At 31.9% G+C, this 21,408-nt stretch carries 20 protein-coding genes; all 20 read right to left on the bottom strand.

The window, feature by feature from the left end; all coding sequences use genetic code 11:
* On the bottom strand, positions 1 to 339 hold a 339-nt coding region (locus tag ACZM4J_RS07545), incomplete at its 3' end, for a hypothetical protein (protein ID WP_489485926.1).
* A 195-nt stretch (positions 340 to 534) separates the two neighbouring features.
* Entirely contained in the window at positions 535 to 2,112 is a 1,578-nt protein-coding gene (locus ACZM4J_RS07540) for an NAD(P)/FAD-dependent oxidoreductase (protein ID WP_428244669.1), read from the bottom strand.
* Entirely contained in the window at positions 2,112 to 3,281 is a 1,170-nt protein-coding gene (locus ACZM4J_RS07535) for a BaiN/RdsA family NAD(P)/FAD-dependent oxidoreductase (RefSeq protein ID WP_022166092.1), read from the bottom strand. The genes ACZM4J_RS07540 and ACZM4J_RS07535 overlap by 1 nt, the downstream gene beginning before the upstream one ends.
* Before the next feature lie 14 nt (positions 3,282 to 3,295).
* Positions 3,296 to 3,634, bottom strand: coding sequence for a BofC C-terminal domain-containing protein (locus ACZM4J_RS07530; protein WP_022166091.1), 339 nt, complete (start codon positions 3,632 to 3,634; stop codon positions 3,296 to 3,298).
* Positions 3,635 to 3,714: 80 nt separating this feature from the next.
* Complete coding sequence (locus ACZM4J_RS07525; protein ID WP_428244670.1) at positions 3,715 to 5,370, bottom strand: putative polysaccharide biosynthesis protein; 1,656 nt, start codon at positions 5,368 to 5,370, stop codon at positions 3,715 to 3,717.
* Positions 5,371 to 5,420: 50 nt separating this feature from the next.
* Positions 5,421 to 6,506: a DUF3048 domain-containing protein gene (locus ACZM4J_RS07520; RefSeq protein ID WP_022166089.1), complete on the bottom strand. Its 1,086-nt coding sequence runs from the start codon at positions 6,504 to 6,506 to the stop codon at positions 5,421 to 5,423.
* 2 nt (positions 6,507 to 6,508) lie between these two features.
* Complete coding sequence (gene ybeY / locus ACZM4J_RS07515) at positions 6,509 to 7,006, bottom strand: rRNA maturation RNase YbeY (RefSeq protein ID WP_412622142.1); 498 nt, start codon at positions 7,004 to 7,006, stop codon at positions 6,509 to 6,511.
* An 85-nt stretch (positions 7,007 to 7,091) separates the two neighbouring features.
* Positions 7,092 to 8,096, bottom strand: a complete 1,005-nt coding sequence (locus ACZM4J_RS07510) for a PhoH family protein (protein ID WP_302689674.1) — start codon at positions 8,094 to 8,096, stop codon at positions 7,092 to 7,094.
* A gap of 4 nt (positions 8,097 to 8,100) precedes the next feature.
* On the bottom strand, positions 8,101 to 9,324 hold the full coding sequence (locus ACZM4J_RS07505; protein WP_302689652.1) for a sporulation protein YqfD: 1,224 nt from the start codon (positions 9,322 to 9,324) through the stop codon (positions 8,101 to 8,103).
* A complete protein-coding gene (locus tag ACZM4J_RS07500) occupies positions 9,305 to 9,556 on the bottom strand; it encodes a YabP/YqfC family sporulation protein (RefSeq protein ID WP_022166085.1) in 252 nt (83 codons plus the stop codon). Before ACZM4J_RS07500 ends, ACZM4J_RS07505 begins: the two co-directional genes overlap by 20 nt.
* Positions 9,557 to 9,680: 124 nt before the next feature.
* Positions 9,681 to 9,857, bottom strand: coding sequence for a 30S ribosomal protein S21 (rpsU, locus tag ACZM4J_RS07495; protein WP_005362674.1), 177 nt, complete (start codon positions 9,855 to 9,857; stop codon positions 9,681 to 9,683).
* 119 nt (positions 9,858 to 9,976) lie between these two features.
* Entirely contained in the window at positions 9,977 to 12,613 is a 2,637-nt protein-coding gene (gene alaS / locus ACZM4J_RS07490) for an alanine--tRNA ligase (protein WP_428244673.1), read from the bottom strand.
* 17 nt (positions 12,614 to 12,630) lie between these two features.
* Entirely contained in the window at positions 12,631 to 13,857 is a 1,227-nt protein-coding gene (gene tyrS, locus ACZM4J_RS07485; RefSeq protein ID WP_022166083.1) for a tyrosine--tRNA ligase, read from the bottom strand.
* A gap of 95 nt (positions 13,858 to 13,952) precedes the next feature.
* On the bottom strand, positions 13,953 to 15,419 hold the full coding sequence (gene spoIVA / locus ACZM4J_RS07480; RefSeq protein ID WP_428244674.1) for a stage IV sporulation protein A: 1,467 nt from the start codon (positions 15,417 to 15,419) through the stop codon (positions 13,953 to 13,955).
* 64 nt (positions 15,420 to 15,483) lie between these two features.
* Positions 15,484 to 17,052 (bottom strand): cardiolipin synthase, encoded by a 1,569-nt coding sequence (gene cls, locus ACZM4J_RS07475; RefSeq protein WP_302689656.1) that lies wholly within the window; start codon positions 17,050 to 17,052, stop codon positions 15,484 to 15,486.
* 41 nt (positions 17,053 to 17,093) lie between these two features.
* Positions 17,094 to 18,104 (bottom strand): NAD(P)H-dependent glycerol-3-phosphate dehydrogenase, encoded by a 1,011-nt coding sequence (locus tag ACZM4J_RS07470; RefSeq protein WP_022166079.1) that lies wholly within the window; start codon positions 18,102 to 18,104, stop codon positions 17,094 to 17,096.
* Position 18,105: 1 nt separating this feature from the next.
* Positions 18,106 to 18,765, bottom strand: coding sequence for a glycerol-3-phosphate 1-O-acyltransferase PlsY (plsY, locus tag ACZM4J_RS07465; RefSeq protein WP_022166078.1), 660 nt, complete (start codon positions 18,763 to 18,765; stop codon positions 18,106 to 18,108).
* A 26-nt stretch (positions 18,766 to 18,791) separates the two neighbouring features.
* On the bottom strand, positions 18,792 to 20,114 hold the full coding sequence (gene der / locus ACZM4J_RS07460; protein ID WP_022166077.1) for a ribosome biogenesis GTPase Der: 1,323 nt from the start codon (positions 20,112 to 20,114) through the stop codon (positions 18,792 to 18,794).
* Between the two features lie 54 nt (positions 20,115 to 20,168).
* A complete protein-coding gene (gene pgeF, locus ACZM4J_RS07455) occupies positions 20,169 to 21,017 on the bottom strand; it encodes a peptidoglycan editing factor PgeF (protein WP_022166076.1) in 849 nt (282 codons plus the stop codon).
* The gene (locus ACZM4J_RS07450; RefSeq protein ID WP_022166075.1) at positions 21,017 to 21,367 is read right to left on the bottom strand and encodes a YraN family protein; all 351 of its coding nucleotides are present in this window, start codon (positions 21,365 to 21,367) and stop codon (positions 21,017 to 21,019) included. Before ACZM4J_RS07450 ends, pgeF begins: the two co-directional genes overlap by 1 nt.
* Between the last annotated feature and the right edge of the window lie 41 nt (positions 21,368 to 21,408).

Below are 21,408 nucleotides of genomic sequence, written 5' to 3'. Positions count from 1 at the left end.
ATTAATATTATCCTTCAAAGATATTATTTTGGTATGGGTATGATCTGTAATATTGTATCTTACAATACTAAACACATATGTACCGTCATGCATGTCAGAATATTCTGTAAAATATAAGTATTCTGATTCATTTTGGCAATTAGTAATATTAAACACATCTACTTTGTCAGAAAATGGCATAACTTCTTTTCTTACATTTTCCTCTAAATAATATAGATAATATCTTACCTTTGGTAAATTAGTAAAAGGACCCTGTTCGTATTCTTTTTCTAAAACTATGTCGTCCTTTATATGTAATCCGTTGAAGTATTCTGACTGCGCTAAAAAACGTATATTCATAATGCTCTCCTTAACTAACAAAATCTATGTATGTTGTTAGTTGGTTCTTTTAAAATTAATAAACCCAATAACCTTTCTAATTATTCACATACATCTTTATATAATACTACATATTTGTAAAAAAGTCACTTTAAAACAACTTATACGAAATATTTGCAAAATATTAAAATAACCTATACGAAATATTTTAGTATCTTACACCCAATAATTTTTTATAATTTCTTCAAAAATTTTCATGCCGTCAATGGCAGCAGATGTAATTCCACCTGCATAACCGGCTCCTTCTCCTGCAGGAATTAGCCCTTTTATATTTGAATTAAAGTTTTCATCACGGGTAATTCTAATTGGTGATGATGTTCTTGTTTCTATAGCTGATAAAACAGCATCATCATCGTTAAAATGTTCTATTCTTTTTCCAAAAGCTTCAATTCCTTCAATTAGGGATTTAACAATGAAGTTAGGAAAAATGTTGTTTAAGTTAGATAATGTATACTTACCTTTTATGTTTGTTGTAATTGTACCTAAATCTGTTGTTTTAACATTATTCTTGAAATCTCCATATTTTTGTAATGGAACTGAGCCAGCTCCTTCTTTGTAGGCTTTTCTTTCAAGAGCACGTTGGAAATCAATCCCTGCTAAGGGACTATCTCCATCAAAGTCATTTGGAGTAACTGTAACAACAATAGCACTGTTGGCATTTTCTCCATCTCTTTTGGAGTAACTCATGCCATTAACAACTTTCCCACCTTCTTCTGAAGAAGAATCAACAACAAAGCCACCTGGGCACATACAAAATGAATAAACACCTCTGTTTGCTGTTGTTGTATGAGTAAGTTTATAATTTGCCGCACCTAATCTGTCATCAGGAAAACCATACATACTATTATTAATTGTACTCTGTTTATGTTCTATTCTTACACCTAGCGCAAACGGTTTCTGTGTCATTTCTACACCGTTGTTATATAACATTTCAAATGTGTCTCTTGCACTGTGACCAATTGCCAGAATACAAAGGTTTGTCTCAATTACTTTTTTGCTACTTAAAATAACCCTGCTAAGGTTACCATTTTCACATTCAAAGCCTTCAAATCTTGTATCAAAGTAAAACTTACCGCCTTTTTCCTTGATAAATTCTCTCATGTTTTTTACAACATTTTTCAATATATCCGTTCCAATATGTGGTTTGGCTTCATATAGAATTTTTTCGTCTGCACCAAATTTAACAAAAGTTTCAAGAACAAATTTTATTCGGTTTTGTTTATCTTTAATGCCTGTGTTTAATTTACCATCAGAAAAGGTTCCGGCTCCCCCCTCACCAAATTGGACATTGCAGTTTGTATTTAAAACGCCTGTGTTCCAAAAGTCTTCTACGATTTTTGTTCTGTTTTCGACCATACTGCCACGTTCTACAATAATAGGTTTGTAGCCATTAAGTGCAAGAAGATATGCACAAAACATACCTGCTGGTCCAAAGCCAACAACTACAGGTGAAAAGGTGATTTTTTTCGTGCCTGAAATTTCGTATGTATATTCTTTATCCTTTGCAATTATCTGCACGTCTTTTCTTGTTTTGTTATATTCTTTTACATACAAACCAATAACATATACCTTATGTATTTCCGCTTTTTTTCTTGCATCTATGGATAGTTTTATTATTTTCCAACTACTGACTTTATCTTTTGAAAGACCTGCCTTTTTGAGAGCTTTTTTAAAGGCTGTTTTTTCATCTTCTGTTATGTCAACTTTTATGTTCGATACCTGTAATAGTTTCATTAGTTACAATTTCCTCCTGCAATAAGTCCTGTACACCAGGCAAAATGAAGATTATAGCCACCGCAGATTCCATCTACATCCAACATTTCACCAACAATATATAAATTAGGTGATAATTTAGATCCCATGGTTTCAGCATTGATTTCGGATGTATCTACACCACCTGCTGTTACCTGGGCGTAATCAAAACCTCTTTTTTTATCAATAATAACGTTATAATTCTTAATAGTATTAATAAGACTTTCAATGTTTTCTGTTGATAAATCTTTTGCCTTAATTTTCTTTAAACCTGATTTCTCAGCTAAAACTGATGCCAGTTTTTCATTATATAAGCCTTTAAGTATTTTTTCAGTTGCTAAATCTTTGTATATTTTTGAAAATTTTAATATTATTTCTCTTAATTCATTTGTAGAAAAATCAGGTGCAAAATCTATTACCAAATTATCATTTGTTTCTAATGTTCTGCTTATATTAAAAACCGGAATTCCTGATACACCATAATCTGTTATTTGAATTTCACCGGTGTGCTTATAATTTCCCTTTGAAACTGTACCTTTTACCCTTACGCCTGAGCTTTTTGTGAGAATATCTTTTTTTATTACAAGAGCTGTAAGAGCTGGGGAAAGTTTTGTTATAGTGTGCCCAAATTTCATGGCTAATTCATAACCACTTCCATCAGAGCCTGTAACTTCATAACTTTTTCCACCTGTTGCCAAAATCAAATTATCACATTCCAAAGGTATACCTATATCAACAACATATTTCCCATTAATCTGCTGTATACTATTAATATTATTGTTAGTTTTGATTTTAACACCAAGCTCCATGGCATATTCTCTTAAAAATTCGCATACGGTCTGTGCCTGCATACTTGAAGGATAAATATAGCCTTTTTTCGACACTGTGCATATACCAATATTTTCAAAAAAACTTCGTATATCATCAGTTGAATAAGCTTCTAATACTTTTTTAATAAAAGAACTGTCGCCATAAAACTTATTCTCATCCATAGCCTCATTAGTAATATTACAACGACCGTTTCCTGTTATAAGTATTTTTTTCCCTACCTGTTTGTTATGTTCAATTACCGTAACACTTGAGCCAGCATTAGCAGCAGCTATCGCTGCCACAAGACCTGATGCTCCTGCACCAATAACAATTGTTTTCATTTATTGTCCTTTCATCAACTGGTGTTTGCCTCGAGAAATTTAAACAGTTCCTCAGAGCTTTCAACATAAATACCATTTATAATTACTTTTCTATCTTTTAAAGACATATTCGATATGTTTATGTCCGTTTCAGCAATTTCTGTTTCTTTATCACTTTTATATACATACAAAATATTATCTTTTGCAATAAGCCAGTAGCCTTCTTTTTTATTTTCATTGTTAGCTTTAACCACATCAGACTTAATGGTTACATTTTTCAAATCTGAAGTTCCCATTTTGTATCCACATAAATATGAAATACTGAATCCAACAACAAATATAATTAAATAAAAAATATATGCACGCTTATTCATAAATTACCACTCCTTTTATCTGATAAAATATTCCTTTACCTGCATATATTTTTTACAATATTTGTATATTTATACCTTAATTATTTCAATAATCTGAATTTCTTCAAAATTCTTACAATCTGATTTCCCTTTGGCATAGAATACAACTCATCCTCAGTTATTGTCTTAGTAAATACTAAAGAAACAGCATATATTACCACTGCAATAAGTATTGATAAAACTGTCCAAATGAAATTAGATGGTAGAATCATCATTCCAAGTTTGTAAACTACTAAACAGAAGATACCCATTATGGCTGAACAAACAAATGGGCAAACTAAAGTGTAATGTACTTCCTGCTTGTAGCCAAGGTATTTCTTAATGGAAAATGAGTTAAGTACTGCAACTGTCATTGCAAATGTAAAGTCTCCAATTACAACGGCATATATACCAAGTCTGAATACTAATAAAAGTATCAGTAAGAAAATAATGTGTATACCAAGTGATATTGCCGAGTTTCTAATTGGCACATTTAATTTATCTATACCCTGTAATATTGCATTACTGATTGTTGATAAACTAAAAGCTACTACAGTAAAAATACTGAAAATCATAATAATTGATGTGGATTCAATTTTTCCACCAAATAAAAGTGAGTTAATTGGCCCACCTAAAACTGATAATCCCATACCACAAGGAAAAGCAATTAACATTGAGAACTTCTGTGCTAACATAACTTTGCTTTTAACGACTACTTTGTCCTTTGCTATATACGACCTAACTAATGATGGTACAATAGCCGTCGACAGGGAAGAGGCTATTGCTATTGGCATTGTAGTCAAAAGTCTGTAATAGCCTGAATAAACGCCCCATGCAGCACTATTGGTTGTTTCACTTACGTGGAAGATACTTGACATTATATTCTGATATATTGGGTTGTCCAAAAGATTCCCAATATTGTATATTGTTGTACTAAACAAAACCGGAGTAATTGTTAAAAGAATAACTTTGGTAATCTGACCATAGCTGTCCTGGACTCCTGTTCTGTCTTTCTTCATTTTTTTGCGGAAATAATTTCTATTTACATATACTATAAAGAACATAAAAATCAATGCAATTAAAGCACCTGATAATGTTCCTAATGTTCCCCCGGCAGCAGCATAAGAACTTTTTAATACTTTCTGCTCACTGGCAATTTTTGATAAAGTATAACCGTAGGCACCTAATTCATAAGCAGCTATAACACTGACTACGGCATTTACTATCTGCTCAAAAATCTGCGAAACAGCAGTTGGAACCATATTGCCCATACCCTGAAAATAGCCTCTTACTACACCTAAAACACAGGCAATTGTAAGGGTTGGTGCCAATACTCTTAATGCTATTGCTATTGGTGGCTGTTTGTAAACTCCTGCAATGAAATCTGCTCCAAAGAACAAGAATAGTCCAAAGGCAAGTCCTATAAAACCACCATAAAATAATGCTCCCTTAAAAACCTTGTGAGCGTTTTTATATTCCTTTTTTTCAAGCTTTTCAGATACTATCTTTGATACGGCTAATGGCATACTTTGTGATGATAACAAAATCAACACATTGTAAAACTCAAAAGCTGTGCCATAATATCCTAAACCAACATCCCCTAAAATTCTGTTTAAAGGTATTCTATAAATTAATCCTATTACACGAACAAGTATACCTGCCATTGCCAAAATGCTGCCCTGTATTATAAAACTATCTTTTTTAGACTTACTACTCATTTTTTTATCTTCCATTTTCCTTATGTTATTGTCTTGTTATATTTGGTTGTTTATTTTGAAATTTTAAAATTAGCTTTGTCATCATTTCCCACAACGCATATCCATGTCTTACCTGTGTTTAATGTTATTTCTTTTCCATTCTTATCAAGGTATTTTGTTCTGCCTGTCATTTTTTTATCTTTTGACCAGGTAATTTTTTCGGCTTTGCCATTTGTAATAAACCAGCCACTACCCTTGCCTGTTAGAGTAATATCCAAGCTCTTATTATCAGGATATAATGTATAGTTTACAAACTGAACAATAATGTTAGAACAATGTAACTGCTTCTTGTTCTGATCATCAATATGCTTCTGGTTATATTGATATCTGTAATATTGACCGTCTTTTTTGTTATATACAAAATATGTATGATTTATTCTATAACCAATTTCAACTTTTTTAGCTGTTTTTTTACTGTCTAAAGCAATCTTGCTTCCACTTTTTGCAAAGTTGAAATGAGATGTATATTTTTTCTTGTATGAAGTTCTATATTTAAACTTTTTAATTGCAGAATCAAGTCCTTTTCCTGATGTAAAACAGTTATGAGGGGCAACTCTGTCTGATGTACGATAAAAAGCTGACTCAGCATTTAGTGAACCTACTTTGTCAATTGAACCACTTTTTAAATAATCAAGTGCATATTTTGACTGTCCAAAGTGACTGTAAATAGCATCCCACTCATTTGCAAAGGCACAATAATATATTCTGCAGCTTCTAACCGAACCCATTTTCTTGAGTTTTGAATAATTTTCAAAAATGCCCATAATTCTTGTAATTGAGCCTTCTACCGGTGCTTCATAACATACATCTGCATTATAAAGTCCTGAATGTGGAATTGCGTTAATAATGTTGTTATACATTAAAGCAACAGGTCTTTTATTGGCAATAGATTTCTTAACATACTCTCCTGTTAATTTACTGATTACCTTGCCTGCATTTGGATCTGCTGTAGTTGTTTCAGTAACTGTTGTCTGTTCAGGTGTTGTTGTAGGCGTATTTGTCTGCTTTTTGGCACTACCAAACACAACTGCAAGAATAACACCAACTATTATTACTGCAACTAAAATTGTTATAGCTATGATTTTGTTTCTCTTCATAATTACTCCCTTGTTATTCCTAAATTATTTAAAATTTCTTTTTGCTTTCGTTCCATTTCCATTCTTTCGTTATCATCAATATGGTCATAGCCAAATAAATGAAGCATACTATGTGCCACTAAAAAAGCAAACTCTCTTTTAACAGAATGATTATACTCTTCTGCCTGAGAAATCACTTTGTCGTAGGAAATCACAATATCTCCTAATGTAAGTTCTCCTGTGTCAGGATCAAAAGCATATAAATCATTTCCGAATTTATCAAAATCACCTGGTTTATCATATTCCAGCATTGGAAATGATAAAACATCTGTAGGTCTGTCAATATTTCGTTGACTGTTGTTTATTTCATGTATTTCATCGTTGTCAACTATAGTAACATTCACCTCACATTCGTAGGGACATTTTACATAATCAATAGCTTCTGATACAACCATATTAATTAAATTTTCGTAATCAATGTCAATATTATTTTTGTATTGATTTTCAATATATATATTCATGTTTTTTCCTTTTTTATTATCTGATTGAATTAACATTATTAATTAACTCTGTACGAGTTTTTAATTATTTTTTTGCCAATCTTTTTTATTTATCCTTAGTTTTGCCATTTGTTTTATTTTTTGAATATGATGATTTTCTATTTTCATATTCTTCGTATGCCTTGACAATTTTTTGAACTAAAGGATGTCTGACAACATCGTTGTTATCTAAAAAGGCAAAGCCAATATCATCCACTTTCGACAAAACTTTAAGTGCTATATCCAAACCTGATACAACATCTCTTGGTAAATCCTTCTGGGTTCTATCACCGGTAACTATAACCTTTGAACCGAAACCTATTCTGGTTAAGAACATTTTCATCTGAGCAGGTGTTGTATTTTGAGCTTCGTCAAGTATTATGAAAGCATTATCTAAAGTTCTACCACGCATGTAAGCAAGTGGTGCAACTTCAATAATTCCTTTTTCTGAATTAGAAATAAAACTTTCGGCTCCCATAATCTGATAAAGGGCATCATATAACGGGCGCAAATAGGGATCAACCTTGCTTTGTAAATCTCCTGGCAAAAAGCCTAAATTCTCACCGGCTTCAATGGCAGGTCTTGTTAAAATAATTTTATTTACTTCATTATTTCTTAAGGCTGTAATTGCCATTGCCATTGCCAGATAGGTTTTACCTGTACCGGCAGGCCCTACACCAAAAACTATCATTTTATCTCTTATTAAGTCTACATATTTCTTTTGACCTAATGTTTTGGGTTTAATAGGCTTCCCCATTATTGTTCTACAAATAATGTTATCATCTAATTCAACTATTGCAGATTCTTTTTCCTCAAAGCTTAAAGACAATGCATAATCAACATTTTGTTCTGTGATTTCATTTCCTCTTTTTGCCAATTCAATTAATTGGTTAAACACGCTTTTAGCTCTTTTGGTGGCCGTTTCACCACCGATTATTTTCAAATCTCCATCTCGTGAAATAATCGTAACATGTAAGGTCTTTTCAATCTTCTTAATATTATAATCAAATTGACCAAATACAGTTTTCTCATATTCTGCAGGAATATCTATAATATTTTCTATTACACTCATTAATTTACCTGTCTGCTGTTGTCTGCTCAACAGATTCCTTTTCTTGTTTTATTTTGTTTAAGGTTGAATCTTTTATGTATTGCACCTTGCCAACTGGTAAAATGCATATAACATCACCCTTATATTGGTAAAATTCTTTTTTCCGTACTATTCTAACATTTTTTGCTAATATTTTGTAGCCTTTTTGTTCTAATATTGCTAATTTATTGTTTAACTTAGAGGATAAAACTTTTTCTGCCTGCTTTTTTGAATAATTTGCAGTTTTTATTGTATAATCTTTGCTTACATACTTGCTAAAGCCTATTGGAAAATAATAATTTTCAAAAAATTTTATTTTTGATTCGCTGTATTCAATATCTTTATTTTTTTTACTTTTAATATGCCATCTGTAGTTTTTTATAAAAGGGATGTAATAGGTTTTAGACGAATTATATATTTTATATTTATGTTTAACAGGAATTTGGTCATTATAATTAAATTTAATTTTCCCTAAAATATCTCCGTCAGAGCCGGTAATAACCGAGTAAAGCTTTTGACCTGATTCATCTGCAACGTCTGTTACACCCTTAATAAGAATTTGATTTTTATGTACATATTGATTTTTCTTAACTAATGGCGTACCTTTTCTAACCACTATAGATTGAATTTTTCCTGAATATTTGGAAACAATGTTATAAGGACGGCTTTCTTTTTTTGCAATTTCAGTAATATAATTTTCCTTTATGTGAATTATAAGATTAGTGCCTTTTATTTCAGCACATACCCAACTTATGTCATTATAATTTTCTCTGATGTTTTTTTCTATATTTTCGCAATTTACTTTATTTTTCAAAACCCCTTCTGTTACATTAAGGCAGCTGACATAATCTAAAATTTCTTTTTGGGTATATGAATAGTTGCCGTTTATTGTTATCTTCCAAATAAATTGAGTGCAAATAACTATAAATAAAATAAAAAATATAGCAAATGTGGCAGCTAATTTAATAAAAAAACTATGAGTAATTGTTTTATACAAACCAAACTCGTGAACATTTATTATTTTTATATTATTATCTTTCGCTATTTCTGTAACAGTATTATAATCTGACGAATTAATTGTAAAAGATGCCAGGGAATCATTTCCATTTTGATTGAAAGTTATATCTCTTATTTTTATCTCTTTAGTATTGTTTAAGAATCTGTAAATATGTTTGGAATTTATTGTTATTCTATATAAATGAAATTTCATTTAATACCCCACTTACAACCATAGACTCGCTATTGTAATATTTTATGTTTAACTTTTCGCCTTTTATTAATAAATTATATTTTTTGCACATAATTAATATTTCATTATCTTTTATCTCTTTTAAACATCTATAGTTTTCTACAACAAATTCATTTCTGCCAATAATTTCTATTAACGAATCTTTATGTACAACGTCTCTTGGAAGGTCGTATTTATCATCAACATTAAACATGGCGTTTGCTCCTTTGGAATTAATTAGGCAGTATTAAGCAGATTATTTATATTTATTAGATTATGTTAAAGGTAAAGATTTTATTACATAAAAAAGCCAGGACATAAGTCCTGACTTTTTATAATTAATTATATTTGCGCTTTCTAGCAGCTTCTGATTTCTTCTTACGCTTTACGCTTGGTTTTTCGTAATGTTCTCTTTTACGAATCTCCTGCTGAATACCAGCCTTTGCGCAATTTCTCTTGAATCGACGTAATGCACTGTCGATTGATTCGTTTTCTTTTACGATAACGCTTGACATCTGTTCTTCCCTCCCTTCAGTTATAGATTCCTAAAACTGTAGGTATTTGTGTTAAAACACCTTAAATATTATAACATATTTTTTCAATGCGTCAACCTTATTTTTGAAATAATACAAAATTATAACTGGCTTTCCAAAATCTCTTTTGCCTTTTCAATTGCCATATCAGCACCAGCTGGATTTTTACCACCTGCTTGAGCCATGTTTGGACGACCACCGCCGCCACCTCCGACACATTTAGCAATTTCTTTAATCATATTTCCGGCATGAGCTCCCTTTGAAATCGCATCATCATCAGCCATAACAATTACATTGGCTTTGTCATTTGTTGTTGAAACAATAACAACAACTCCGCCACCCATTTTTTCTTTTAACTGATCACCAAGATTTCTTAAACCATTCATATCCACATCAGCTACCTTTGTAGCAAGAAGTTTAACTCCCTTTACTTCTACAACGTTGTCTAATGCGTCTCCAACAGATTCGTTAGCTAATTTTGCTTTTAACTTTTCATTTTCACTTGATAATGATTTGATTTCATCATTTAATGAATGAATCTTCTTTGTTAAATTATGTGCATCACTTTTGGCAGCCTTTGCAGCTTCATTTAATAATTTTTCCATTTCTTCAAAATGCTTAATTAAACCATTTCCTGTTAAGGCTTCAATTCTTCTAACACCTGCAGAAATACCGGCTTCAGAAATAACCTTTAAGTATGAAATTTCCTTTGTGTTTGAAACATGAGTACCACCACATAATTCAATAGAGAAATCTCCCATAGATACAACTCTAACTGTATCTCCGTATTTTTCTCCAAATAATGCCATAGCACCTGTTTTCTTAGCTTCTTCTAATGTCATTTCTTTTGTGACAACATCTAATCCATTAGCAATCTGTTCATTGACAATAGATTCAACTTTGGCAATTTCTTCTTTTGTCATTGCCTGGAAATGTGTAAAGTCAAATCTTAATCTTTCAGCATCAACATAAGAACCTGCCTGCTCAACATGTTCGCCTAAAACAAGTTTTAATGCCTTCTGTAATAAATGTGTTGCACTATGGTTTTTAGCAATTGCTTCTCTGTTAGCACTGTAAACTTTAAGAGCTGCTTTATCTCCAACCTTTACCATACCTTCTGCAACATATCCAACATGTCCAATCATTGAGCCATGAAGCTTAATTGTATCTACAACTTTAAATTTTCCGTTAGCTGTTTCAATAATACCTTTATCACCTGTCTGACCGCCCATTGTTGCATAAAATGGAGTCTCATTTACAAGAATTGTGCCATTATCGCCTTCAGCTAATGCCTGAACAACTTCTTTTTCTGTTGTTAAAGCTGTAATTTCTGATTCATTTTCCAATTTGTCATATCCAACAAACTTTGATGTTAAATTCTTATCAAGACTTTCGTATACTGTTTCATCTGCACCCATGTAGTTAGTTGTCTTACGGGCATTTCTTGCCTTTTCTCTCTGAACTTCCATAGCTTTTTTGAAACCTTCTTCATCTACGCTAAATCCTTTTTCTTCAAGAATTTCTTTTGTAAGATCAAGTGGGAATCCATAAGTATCATATAACTTAAAGGCATCGTCCCCTGATAAAGTCTTGTTTCCTTCTTCTGAAATTTTTGCTTCCATTTCAGCCAAAATATTAAGACCTGTATCAATTGTTTTATTAAATTTATTTTCTTCTTCAGTTAATACTTTGAAGATCATATTTTTCTTTTCTTCAAGTTCAGGATAACCATCTTTAGAACTTTCAATTACAGTTTTTGAAAGGTCTGAAAGGAACATTCCATCAATACCTAATAATCTTCCATGTCTTGCAGCACGTCTGATTAATCTTCTTAATACATATCCTCTACCTTCATTTGATGGCATAATACCGTCAGAAATCATAAATGTAGCTGAACGGATATGATCAGTAATGATTCTTATTGAAACATCCCATTTATATTCTTTCTTATATTCTTTTCCTGAAATTTCGCATACTTTATCACGTAAAGCTTTAATAGTATCAACATCAAAAATAGAATCAACATCCTGAACGACTGTTGCAAGTCTTTCAAGTCCCATACCTGTATCTATGTTCTTCTGCTTTAATGTTGTATAATTTCCTTTGCCGTCATTTTCAAACTGAGTAAATACGTTGTTCCAGATTTCAATATATCTGTCACATTCGCAACCTACAGTACAATCTGGTTTACCACAACCATATTTTTCACCACGGTCATAATAAATTTCTGAACAAGGACCACAAGGGCCTGCACCATGTTCCCAGAAGTTATCTTCTTTACCGAATTTGAAAATTCTGTCTTTTGGAATACCCATTTCTTTATTCCAAATATCAAAAGCTTCATCATCTTCTAAATAAACAGAAGGGTATAATCTGTCAGCTTCAAGTCCAACAACTTCTGTTAAAAATTCCCAAGACCAATGAATAGCTTCATGTTTAAAATAATCTCCAAATGAAAAATTACCAAGCATTTCAAAGAATGTACCATGTCTTGCAGTCTTACCAATATTTTCAATATCGCCTGTTCTAATACATTTCTGACATGTCGCCATTCTTGTTCTAGGTGGAACTTCCTGCCCTGTAAAATAAGGCTTTAAAGGCGCCATACCTGCATTAATAAGCAATAAACTGTTATCATTGTGTGGCACTAATGAATAACTGCTTTTTACTAAATGTCCTTTTGACTCAAAGAAATCAAGGAACATTTGTCTTAATTCATTTAATCCGTATTTCTTCATTGTAAGTTCCTCCTAAACTAATCAGCTTTAATCTGATGGAAAGCTTTTTTACCCTTCTTAATTAAGATAACACCTTCATCATTAAAATCAGCTGTAGTTAATGTTTTATCTATAGCATTTACTTTTTCACCATTAACAGAAACACTGTTCTGGTTTACTAAAGTTCTTGCTTCACTTCTTGATTTTGCAAGTTTTGTATCTACTAAAATTGTTAAAATATCAATTCCCTGTTCTAATTCAGCCTTTGCATATGTTGTTGTAGGAATATCACCTGAAATTCCTCCTTTAGCAAATATATTCTTAGCTGCATCTAATGCTTTTTTAGCTTCTTCTTCACCATGAACTAACTTAGTTAATTCATAGCCTAAAATTTCTTTTGCCTTATTAAGTTCAGCACCCTGCCATTTTCCCATTTCTTCAATTTCTTCTAATGGAAGGAATGTAAGCATCTTCAAGCATTTAATAACATCTGCATCATCAACGTTTCTCCAATACTGGAAGAATTCGTATGGTGATGTTTTTTCAGGATCAAGCCAAACTGCACCACTAACTGTCTTACCCATCTTCTTACCTTCTGAGTTAAGAAGTAATGTAATTGTCATAGCTGAGGCATCTTTTCCTAATTTACGTCTAATAAGTTCTGTACCACCAAGCATATTACTCCACTGGTCATCTCCACCAAACTGAAGATTACAACCATAATCCTGGAATAATTTGTAGAAGTCATAACTCTGCATAATCATATAGTTGAATTCTAAGAAGCTAAGTCCTCTTTCCATTCTCTGCTTGTAACATTCAGCAGTAAGCATTCTGTTTACACTGAAATGTGGTCCAACTTCTCTTAAAACATCAATATAATTTAAATCCATTAACCAGTCTGCATTGTTTACCATTAATGCTTTTCCGTCAGAAAAGTCGATAAATTTGCTCATCTGTTTCTTGAAACATTCAATGTTGTGGTCAATAGTTTCTTTTGTCATCATTTTTCTCATATCAGTCTTTCCTGATGGGTCACCAATCATTGCAGTTCCGCCACCTAAAAGAGCTATTGGTTTATTGCCGGCCATTTGAAGTCTCTTCATAAGACATAAAGCCATAAAATGACCTACATGAAGACTGTCTGCTGTTGGATCAAAGCCAATATAGAAAACAGCTTCACCTTTATTTATTAAATCACTAATTAATTTTTCATCAGTAACCTGTGCTATAAGGCCACGCGCTTTCAACTCTTCGTATGTGTTCATAATCTTATCTTCTCCTTCTATAGCATTATTTATGCTCAATCAAATAACAATTTTATCATAGTAGTTAAAATTTTACAATAACCCCTTTTCGTTATTTAAAGCAAAATACAAATAACTCCTTTGCTTTGATCATTTGTTATTTTTTCAACAGTCCCCTGCATTCTGGCTCTTGTATCTTCAGTTAAATTATCAATTTTATTGCTAATGCCTTCTTCCACTATCTGACCAATTGTTTTTCCGAAAATATTTGTATCCCAAATATCATCATGTTCTTCATTGGCATTTATAAATTCTATTAAATCCTTCGCCTGCTCTTCGTTACCTATAATTGGAGAAATTTCAGTTAATATATTCGCTTTTACAAAATGAATAGACGGTGCTGTTGCTTTTATTTTTACACCATAATTGCTACCGTTCTTTATTAATTCGGGACTATCTAAAACTATTTCTTCCTTGTCAGGCATAACAATTCCATAACCTGTTTCCTTCACTTTTGTTATGGCAGAATTCACTTTATCATAACCTGTTTTTTTTGCTGCAAGCTCTTTGATAAATCTTATAAGATGCAACTGATTTTCAATTTTGCTGCCTGTAATTTCTGATAATGTGTCATAATAAGAACTTTCGTCCACAGAAAAGTCCATAACAACTTTACCATTGGATAACTCAACCATTGATACAGACATGTTTTTTACATAATTTTTGTCAGGACTAAAAATAAAATTTTTTATATCTTTAATTTTAGTAATTTTTTCTAAAATCTGTTTAGAATATTCTATTATGTATTTCATCAGATCACTGTCTAAATTGATTATTTCAAGCCATTTTGGAACATTAAATACTATTTCGGTAATTGGAAATTCAAATAATATATTTTCTAAAATATTATTAATGTCATCTTCGTTTAATTTAAGACAGTTTATTGCTATTGTTGATACATCATATTTGCTTTCAATAGTTTTTTTCAATTCCAGACACTCTTTTGATGTAGGCTCCATTGAATTAACAAGAATAATAAAAGGCTTATTAATTTTTTTTAACTCATTAACTGTTTTATCTAATGCCTTGTTGTAGTCTTCAACATTCAAGTCAGTAAAACTTCCGTCACTTGTTATAACTACACCAATTGTTGAGTGTTCTGAAATTACTTTCTCTGTACCAATTTCAGCAGCTTTTGAAAAAGGAATTGACTGTTCAAACCAAGGTGTTTTTACCATTCTTTCAGAATCTTCCTCCATGTGACCTGTAGCCCCATCAACCATAAAGCCAACACAGTCTATTAGTCTAACATTAATATTAGCTTTGTTACCAATATTAATTGTCACCGCTTTATTAGGTATAAATTTAGGCTCTGTTGTCATTATTGTTTTACCGGCTGACGATTGTGGCAGCTCATCCATTGCTCGTTTAACCTCATTTTCATCTTTTATATTTGGCATTACAGCCACATCCATAAAATTCTTAATAAAAGTTGATTTTCCAGTTCTAACAGGCCCCACAACCCCTATGTAAATTTCCCCCTTTGTTCTTTTTTCAATGTCATTATATACATTAAAATCCATAAAAACCTCCCAGTGCATATATTAATACTAAAATATATGGCAATGAGAGGTTTTTTATTACTTTTTACATTAACGGAGAAATTAGTCTTAATAATTTCCCACATACTTTATACCATAAAGGCCTGTTTCTACATTCTATTAAAGAAACCTTTTTTGATACAGCAAGCATATTTTCATAGTCGGCTTCTATATCATAAATTACATTATTTTTATAAATAAAGCATCCATTTTCAAAATGTAAATATAAACTTCTATAGTCTAAATTAATTGTTCCAACAGTTGCTTTTTCATCATCACTAATAAACATTTTAGCATGAGTAAAACCGGGTGTGTATTCATAAATTTCCACACCAGCTTCGATTAACTCACTGTAATATGTTCTTGCTATACAATAAGCGTATGGTTTGTCAGGTATACCTGGCATGACAATTTTTACATCTACACCACGTTTTGCCGCAAATTTTAACGCAGACATCATAACATTATCCAAAATTAAATATGGTGTGACAATATGAAGATATCTGTTGGCTGTATTAATCATATGAAAATAAACAGATTCACCAACTCTTTCTTTTCCAACCGGCTCATCACCGTAGCCTATTATATAACCATTATCGTCATATATTTTTGGAATTTTTATATCTAAATATCTGTCAAAATTTCCAATTGTCCGCTCTGTTACATTCCACATTTGTAAGAATAAAAGTGTATAACTTTTTACTGCATCACCTTTTAACATAACCGCAGTATCTTTCCAATAACCGAATTTTTCAACAAGGTTCATATATTCATCTGCCAGATTAATACCACCGGTAAAAGCAACTTTACCGTCAATAACAAGAATCTTTCTATGATCTCTGTTGTTTTGCTCAGTTGTAAAAAAAGGTCTCGCAGGAGCAAAGGTTTTTGACTTTATGCCCATTTGACGTAGTTTCTTATAATAGCCAACCGGTAACTTTGTAAGGGAACAAAGGCCATCATACATTACTCTTACTTCTACGCCTTCTTTTGCCTTTCTTTCAAGAATATTAAGAACTGAGTCCCAGACTTTTCCCTGCTGAATAATAAAATATTCCATAAAAATAAAATCTGTGGCATTCTCCAATTCTTCAATTAAGGCTGTGTACTTTTCCTCTCCACAACTAAAATATGTAACATCAGTATTTTTATAAACAGGACAACCGGTGTAGTCATAAACATACTTTGCAATCATCGAGACCTGTTTATCCTGTATTTGTAAATCATTGTATATTTGCTGTTCAGGTTGCAAATATCGTTGAGACTTTAAATCAATATGTTCTATTTTTTTTCGAAGTTTTATTGAACCAGGTTGCAATTTAGTGTACAAATACATCAAAACACCAAATCCCGGAACTACAACGATAAAAATAACCCATATCAGTTTCATTGTGGGATCTGATTTATCGCTAACTATATATACAACCGATAAAACCTGTAACAATGTTACAACGTAAGAAACGCTTTTATCTAAAACAGCATTGTAGGCAACTGCCCAAAAAAATAAAACTTGTATGATAATCATTAAGGCAAATATAAAAATTCGACTAAATAAAAATGTTGCAATGCCTTTTTTTCCTTTATTTTTTGTCTTATCTAATTTGGTCTTATCCATTAAACTCCCCTTGAATATAATATATGTTATATTATATTAATTTATCTCCATTCTAAATCATGAAATTCGTTTGTCTGTTCACGCTCCATTAATTCCCACATTGCTTCTTCAGCAGGTTTGTTGTCAAAAAGGACTTCATTTACAGCTTCTACTATAGGCATGTCCACATTATATTTTTTTGCAAGTTCTAAAGCGGCTTTAGCTGAAACTGCACCTTCAACAACCATTTTTACTTCTTTAACAGCCTCATCTAATGTGTAGCCTTTGCCAATAAGGACACCGGCTCTTCTGTTTCTTGAGTGCTTACTGTTGCATGTTACAATTAAGTCTCCAATTCCTGATAGGCCATTGAAAGTTCTTGAATGACCACCCATTTTAACACCAAGAGCTGTAATTTCCTTGATACCTCTTGTAATTAAAGCAGCCTCTGTATTATCACCAAAACCAAGGCCGTCAATTATGCCGGCTGCAAGGGCTATAACATTCTTTAAAGAGCCACCTAATTCAATACTCTTTCTGTCAGGACTTATATATGTTCTAAAATATTTATTTGCAAACATTGTCTGAACTTTCTGTGCTACTTCTTTCTTCTTAGCACCAATAACTACAACTGTAGGTATGTTACGTCCTACCTCTTCAGCATGGCTTGGACCTGAAAGTACAACAGCCTCGCATGTTGGTAATTCTTCTTCCATAATTTCTGTCATTGTATCAAAAGTCTTATCTTCAATTCCTTTTGCAACATCAACAATTATCTGACCGTCAGGTATAATATCTTTTAATAATTTAGATGTACTTCTCACAAATGATGAAGCAACTGCCATAACGATTAATTCAGAATTCTTAACAGCTTCTTCAATATTATTTGTAATTATAATATCTTCTGGAATTTTTATTCCAGGCAAACTTATTTTATTTTCTCTATCTTTGCTTAATAAATCTACTTCTTTCTGCAATGCAGACCATATTGTTACATTATGTCCGTTTCCATATAATATTTTTGCAAGAGCAATGGCCCAACCACCACCGCCTAATACTGTAACTTTTGACATATTACGCCTCCTTTTTCTGACCAATTTTTCGTTCTGTTCCATTGGCCAGTCTTTTTATATTATCTTTATGTCGTATATAAGACAAAACCATCATGATTCCAACCAAAATATACGATTCTAATTTTTCACTTTGATTTAAGTTATGCACCATGTTTAACTGACCGAATATTATCATTTCCAAAAAGAAACCTGTCATTAAGCATAATGAACTAAACGAAACATATTTAGTTAAAGCAAGTGCAACAAAAAAAGTTATTATGCCAAGAGCTAAAAATTTCCAGTCAAAAAAGACAAGTGAGAAAATAACTCCTGATGATGCTGCAATGCCTTTCCCACCTTTAAAATTCATATAAAAAGGAAAATTATGGCCTAAAATTGTCCCAAGCCCTGTATATAAGGCAATTGCAATTAAACTGTCATTACATGAATTTCTAAAAAGTAAATATGTAACACCTACGGCAAAAACAGCTTTAAGTGCATCGCCAAAAAATGTCATAAAACCATATTTTTTCCCAAGTGTACGCATGGCATTCGTTGTTCCTGAATTGCCACTGCCAAATTCTCTAATGTCTATATTATGCATTTTACCAATTATAAAACCTGTTTGAAATAAGCCGAAAATATAACCGATAACAATGCAAATTATTTTCTGCCAAACCATCGCAAATACTCCTTAAATTAAAATGTTTATTTTTCTTTTCTTTCTCTAATAATAAATCTTAATGGAGTTCCTCTGAAACCAAAAGCTTCTCTGATACGGTTTTCAATGTATCTTGTATAGGAGAAATGCATTAATTCCTTATCATTTACAAAAATAACAAATGTTGGCGGCTTTACTGATACCTGAGTAATATAGTAAAGTCTTAAACGTTTACCCTTATCTGATGGTGGCTGTTGCATTGCTACTGCTTCTGCCATAATTTCATTTACAACACCTGTTTCTATTCTCATAGTGTGATTTTCAATTACCATATCAATCATATCAAACAACTTAGGTAATCTTTGACCTGTTTTTGCTGAAATAAACATAATTTCTGCATACTGCATAAAAGAAAGAATCTGTCTTACTTTATTAGTATACTCATAAACAGTCTTGTCATTTTTCTCAATTGCATCCCATTTATTTACGGCAATAATTATACCTTTTCCATTTTCATGGGCAATCCCAGCAATTTTTGCATCCTGTTCAGTAACCCCTTCAGTTGCATCAATAACAATAACCACCACGTCTGCTCTTTCTACAGCAGTAACAGTTCTAATAACACTGTATCTTTCAATATCTTCTTTTACTTTTGATTTTCTTCTAATACCTGCAGTATCAATAAAAACATATTCTTTTCCATTCCATTTAACATCAGTGTCAATGGCATCTCTTGTTGTGCCTGCAATATTAGAAACAATAACTCGGCTTTCACCTGTTAGTTTATTGATAATTGATGATTTTCCAACATTTGGCTTACCAACAATGGCGACCTTTGGCCTGTCATCTTCATCTTCTTCTAAATCAAGTGATTTAAAATGTTCAACAACCTTATCAAGCATGTCACCTATACCACTTCTCTGTGATGCAGAAATTGGAACAGGATCACCTATACCTAAATTATAGAATTCATAAACATCTGCCATCATTTTATTAAAATTATCTACTTTATTTACTACTAAAACAACCGGTTTCTGACTTCTGCGAAGCATATCTGCAACCTTTGCATCAGCATCAATTAAGCCCTGCTTTACATCTGTCATAAATATAATAACATCTGCTGTATCAATGGCAATCTGCGCCTGCTCACGCATCTGTGCTAAAATAATGTCACTGCTGTCAGGTTCAATACCACCTGTATCAATCATTGTGAAATTATAATTAAGCCAATCAATATCAGCATATATTCTGTCTCTTGTGACACCCGGTGTGTCTTTTACAATCGAAATTTTTTGTCCTGCTAAAGCATTAAATAATGTTGATTTTCCAACATTAGGTCTACCTACTATAGCCACAATTGGTTTACTCATATTCTCTCACCTCACCATTAGATTTTACAATAAGTACCATTATTTGTAAATTGCTTATTTTATTTCCAAAAAAGCCGCCAGATTTCCTCTTTTTCCGTTAGTGGCTCTATGGGAAAAGAGCATCTTATCGTTACAGCATGTACAAATATCAGGTAAATGAATATTCTCTTCTAATACACCACATTCCCTGAAAACTATTCTGTTACACTCCCATAAGTCCAACATATATTTACCATTTCCTTTATTCAAAAGGATATTGTCTATATTGTCAGGAAATGCCATCTTAAATTCATTAGCCACATCTTCACTAATTTCATAGCAACTCATACATATTGAAGGACCAATGCAGGCAATAACATCCTTGGAATCAGTACCGTAGTTTTCCTTCATTTTCTTTAGAGTACATGCGCCTATTTTCCCAACTGTACCTCTCCAGCCGGAATGAGAAAGACCTATGGCCTTGTTTTTTACATCTACCATATATAATGGAACACAGTCTGCAAAATATGTTGCCAAAACTACATTCTTTTCATTTGTAATCATTCCATCAATGTCAGTAAAACAATTTTCTTTATAAATACCGTTTCCCTTAAATTCTTTTCCAACTACAGCTACATTTGTAGTATGAGTCTGTTTACTACAAACGATATTTTTACTTTCAAACCCAATTGCATTTGCAATTATCTTGTGATTATTTACTACATTTTCTTCTAAATCGCCTCGACCAAAGCCTAAATTCATAGAACTTAAAACTCCCTGGCTTACACCACCTATTCTTGTGGAAAAGCCATGTGTAAGCCATGGTATTTCATCCATTGCTTTATATGAAATATATGGAACATCGTTTTTAAATTTTATAACAGTTGAATTTCTGCTTTTTTTGTTTAACAATACTATATTCATTACATTACTCCAAAACAATTATAAATATACCGAATTTGCTCCTCTGTTATTGCTATAACATCAAAACTGCACTGAAAATCCATAAAAATCTGGTTTTCATTTAAAAACCACATTGCTGTTTTGTAGATTTTCTGTTGTTTTCTATAATTTACCGCATCTAAAGGATTGCCATACATAAGATTTTTTCTATATTTTATTTCAATAAAATGCAATGTATCTTCCTTAGATGCAATTACATCGATTTCCCCTATTTTACAGGAATAGTTTGATGCAATAATTTTGAAATTCTCTTTTTTCAAATATTCAATGGCTTTTTTCTCGTAAAAACTACCAACTTTTCTTGTATTCATAGTCCCCCTTAAAATCATTATCTTACAAAAATAATTTAATA

Source organism: Eubacterium sp. (genome assembly GCF_057858645.1).
Note: the sequence above shows the minus strand (reverse complement) of the source record. Positions and strands in the feature narration are given on the sequence as shown.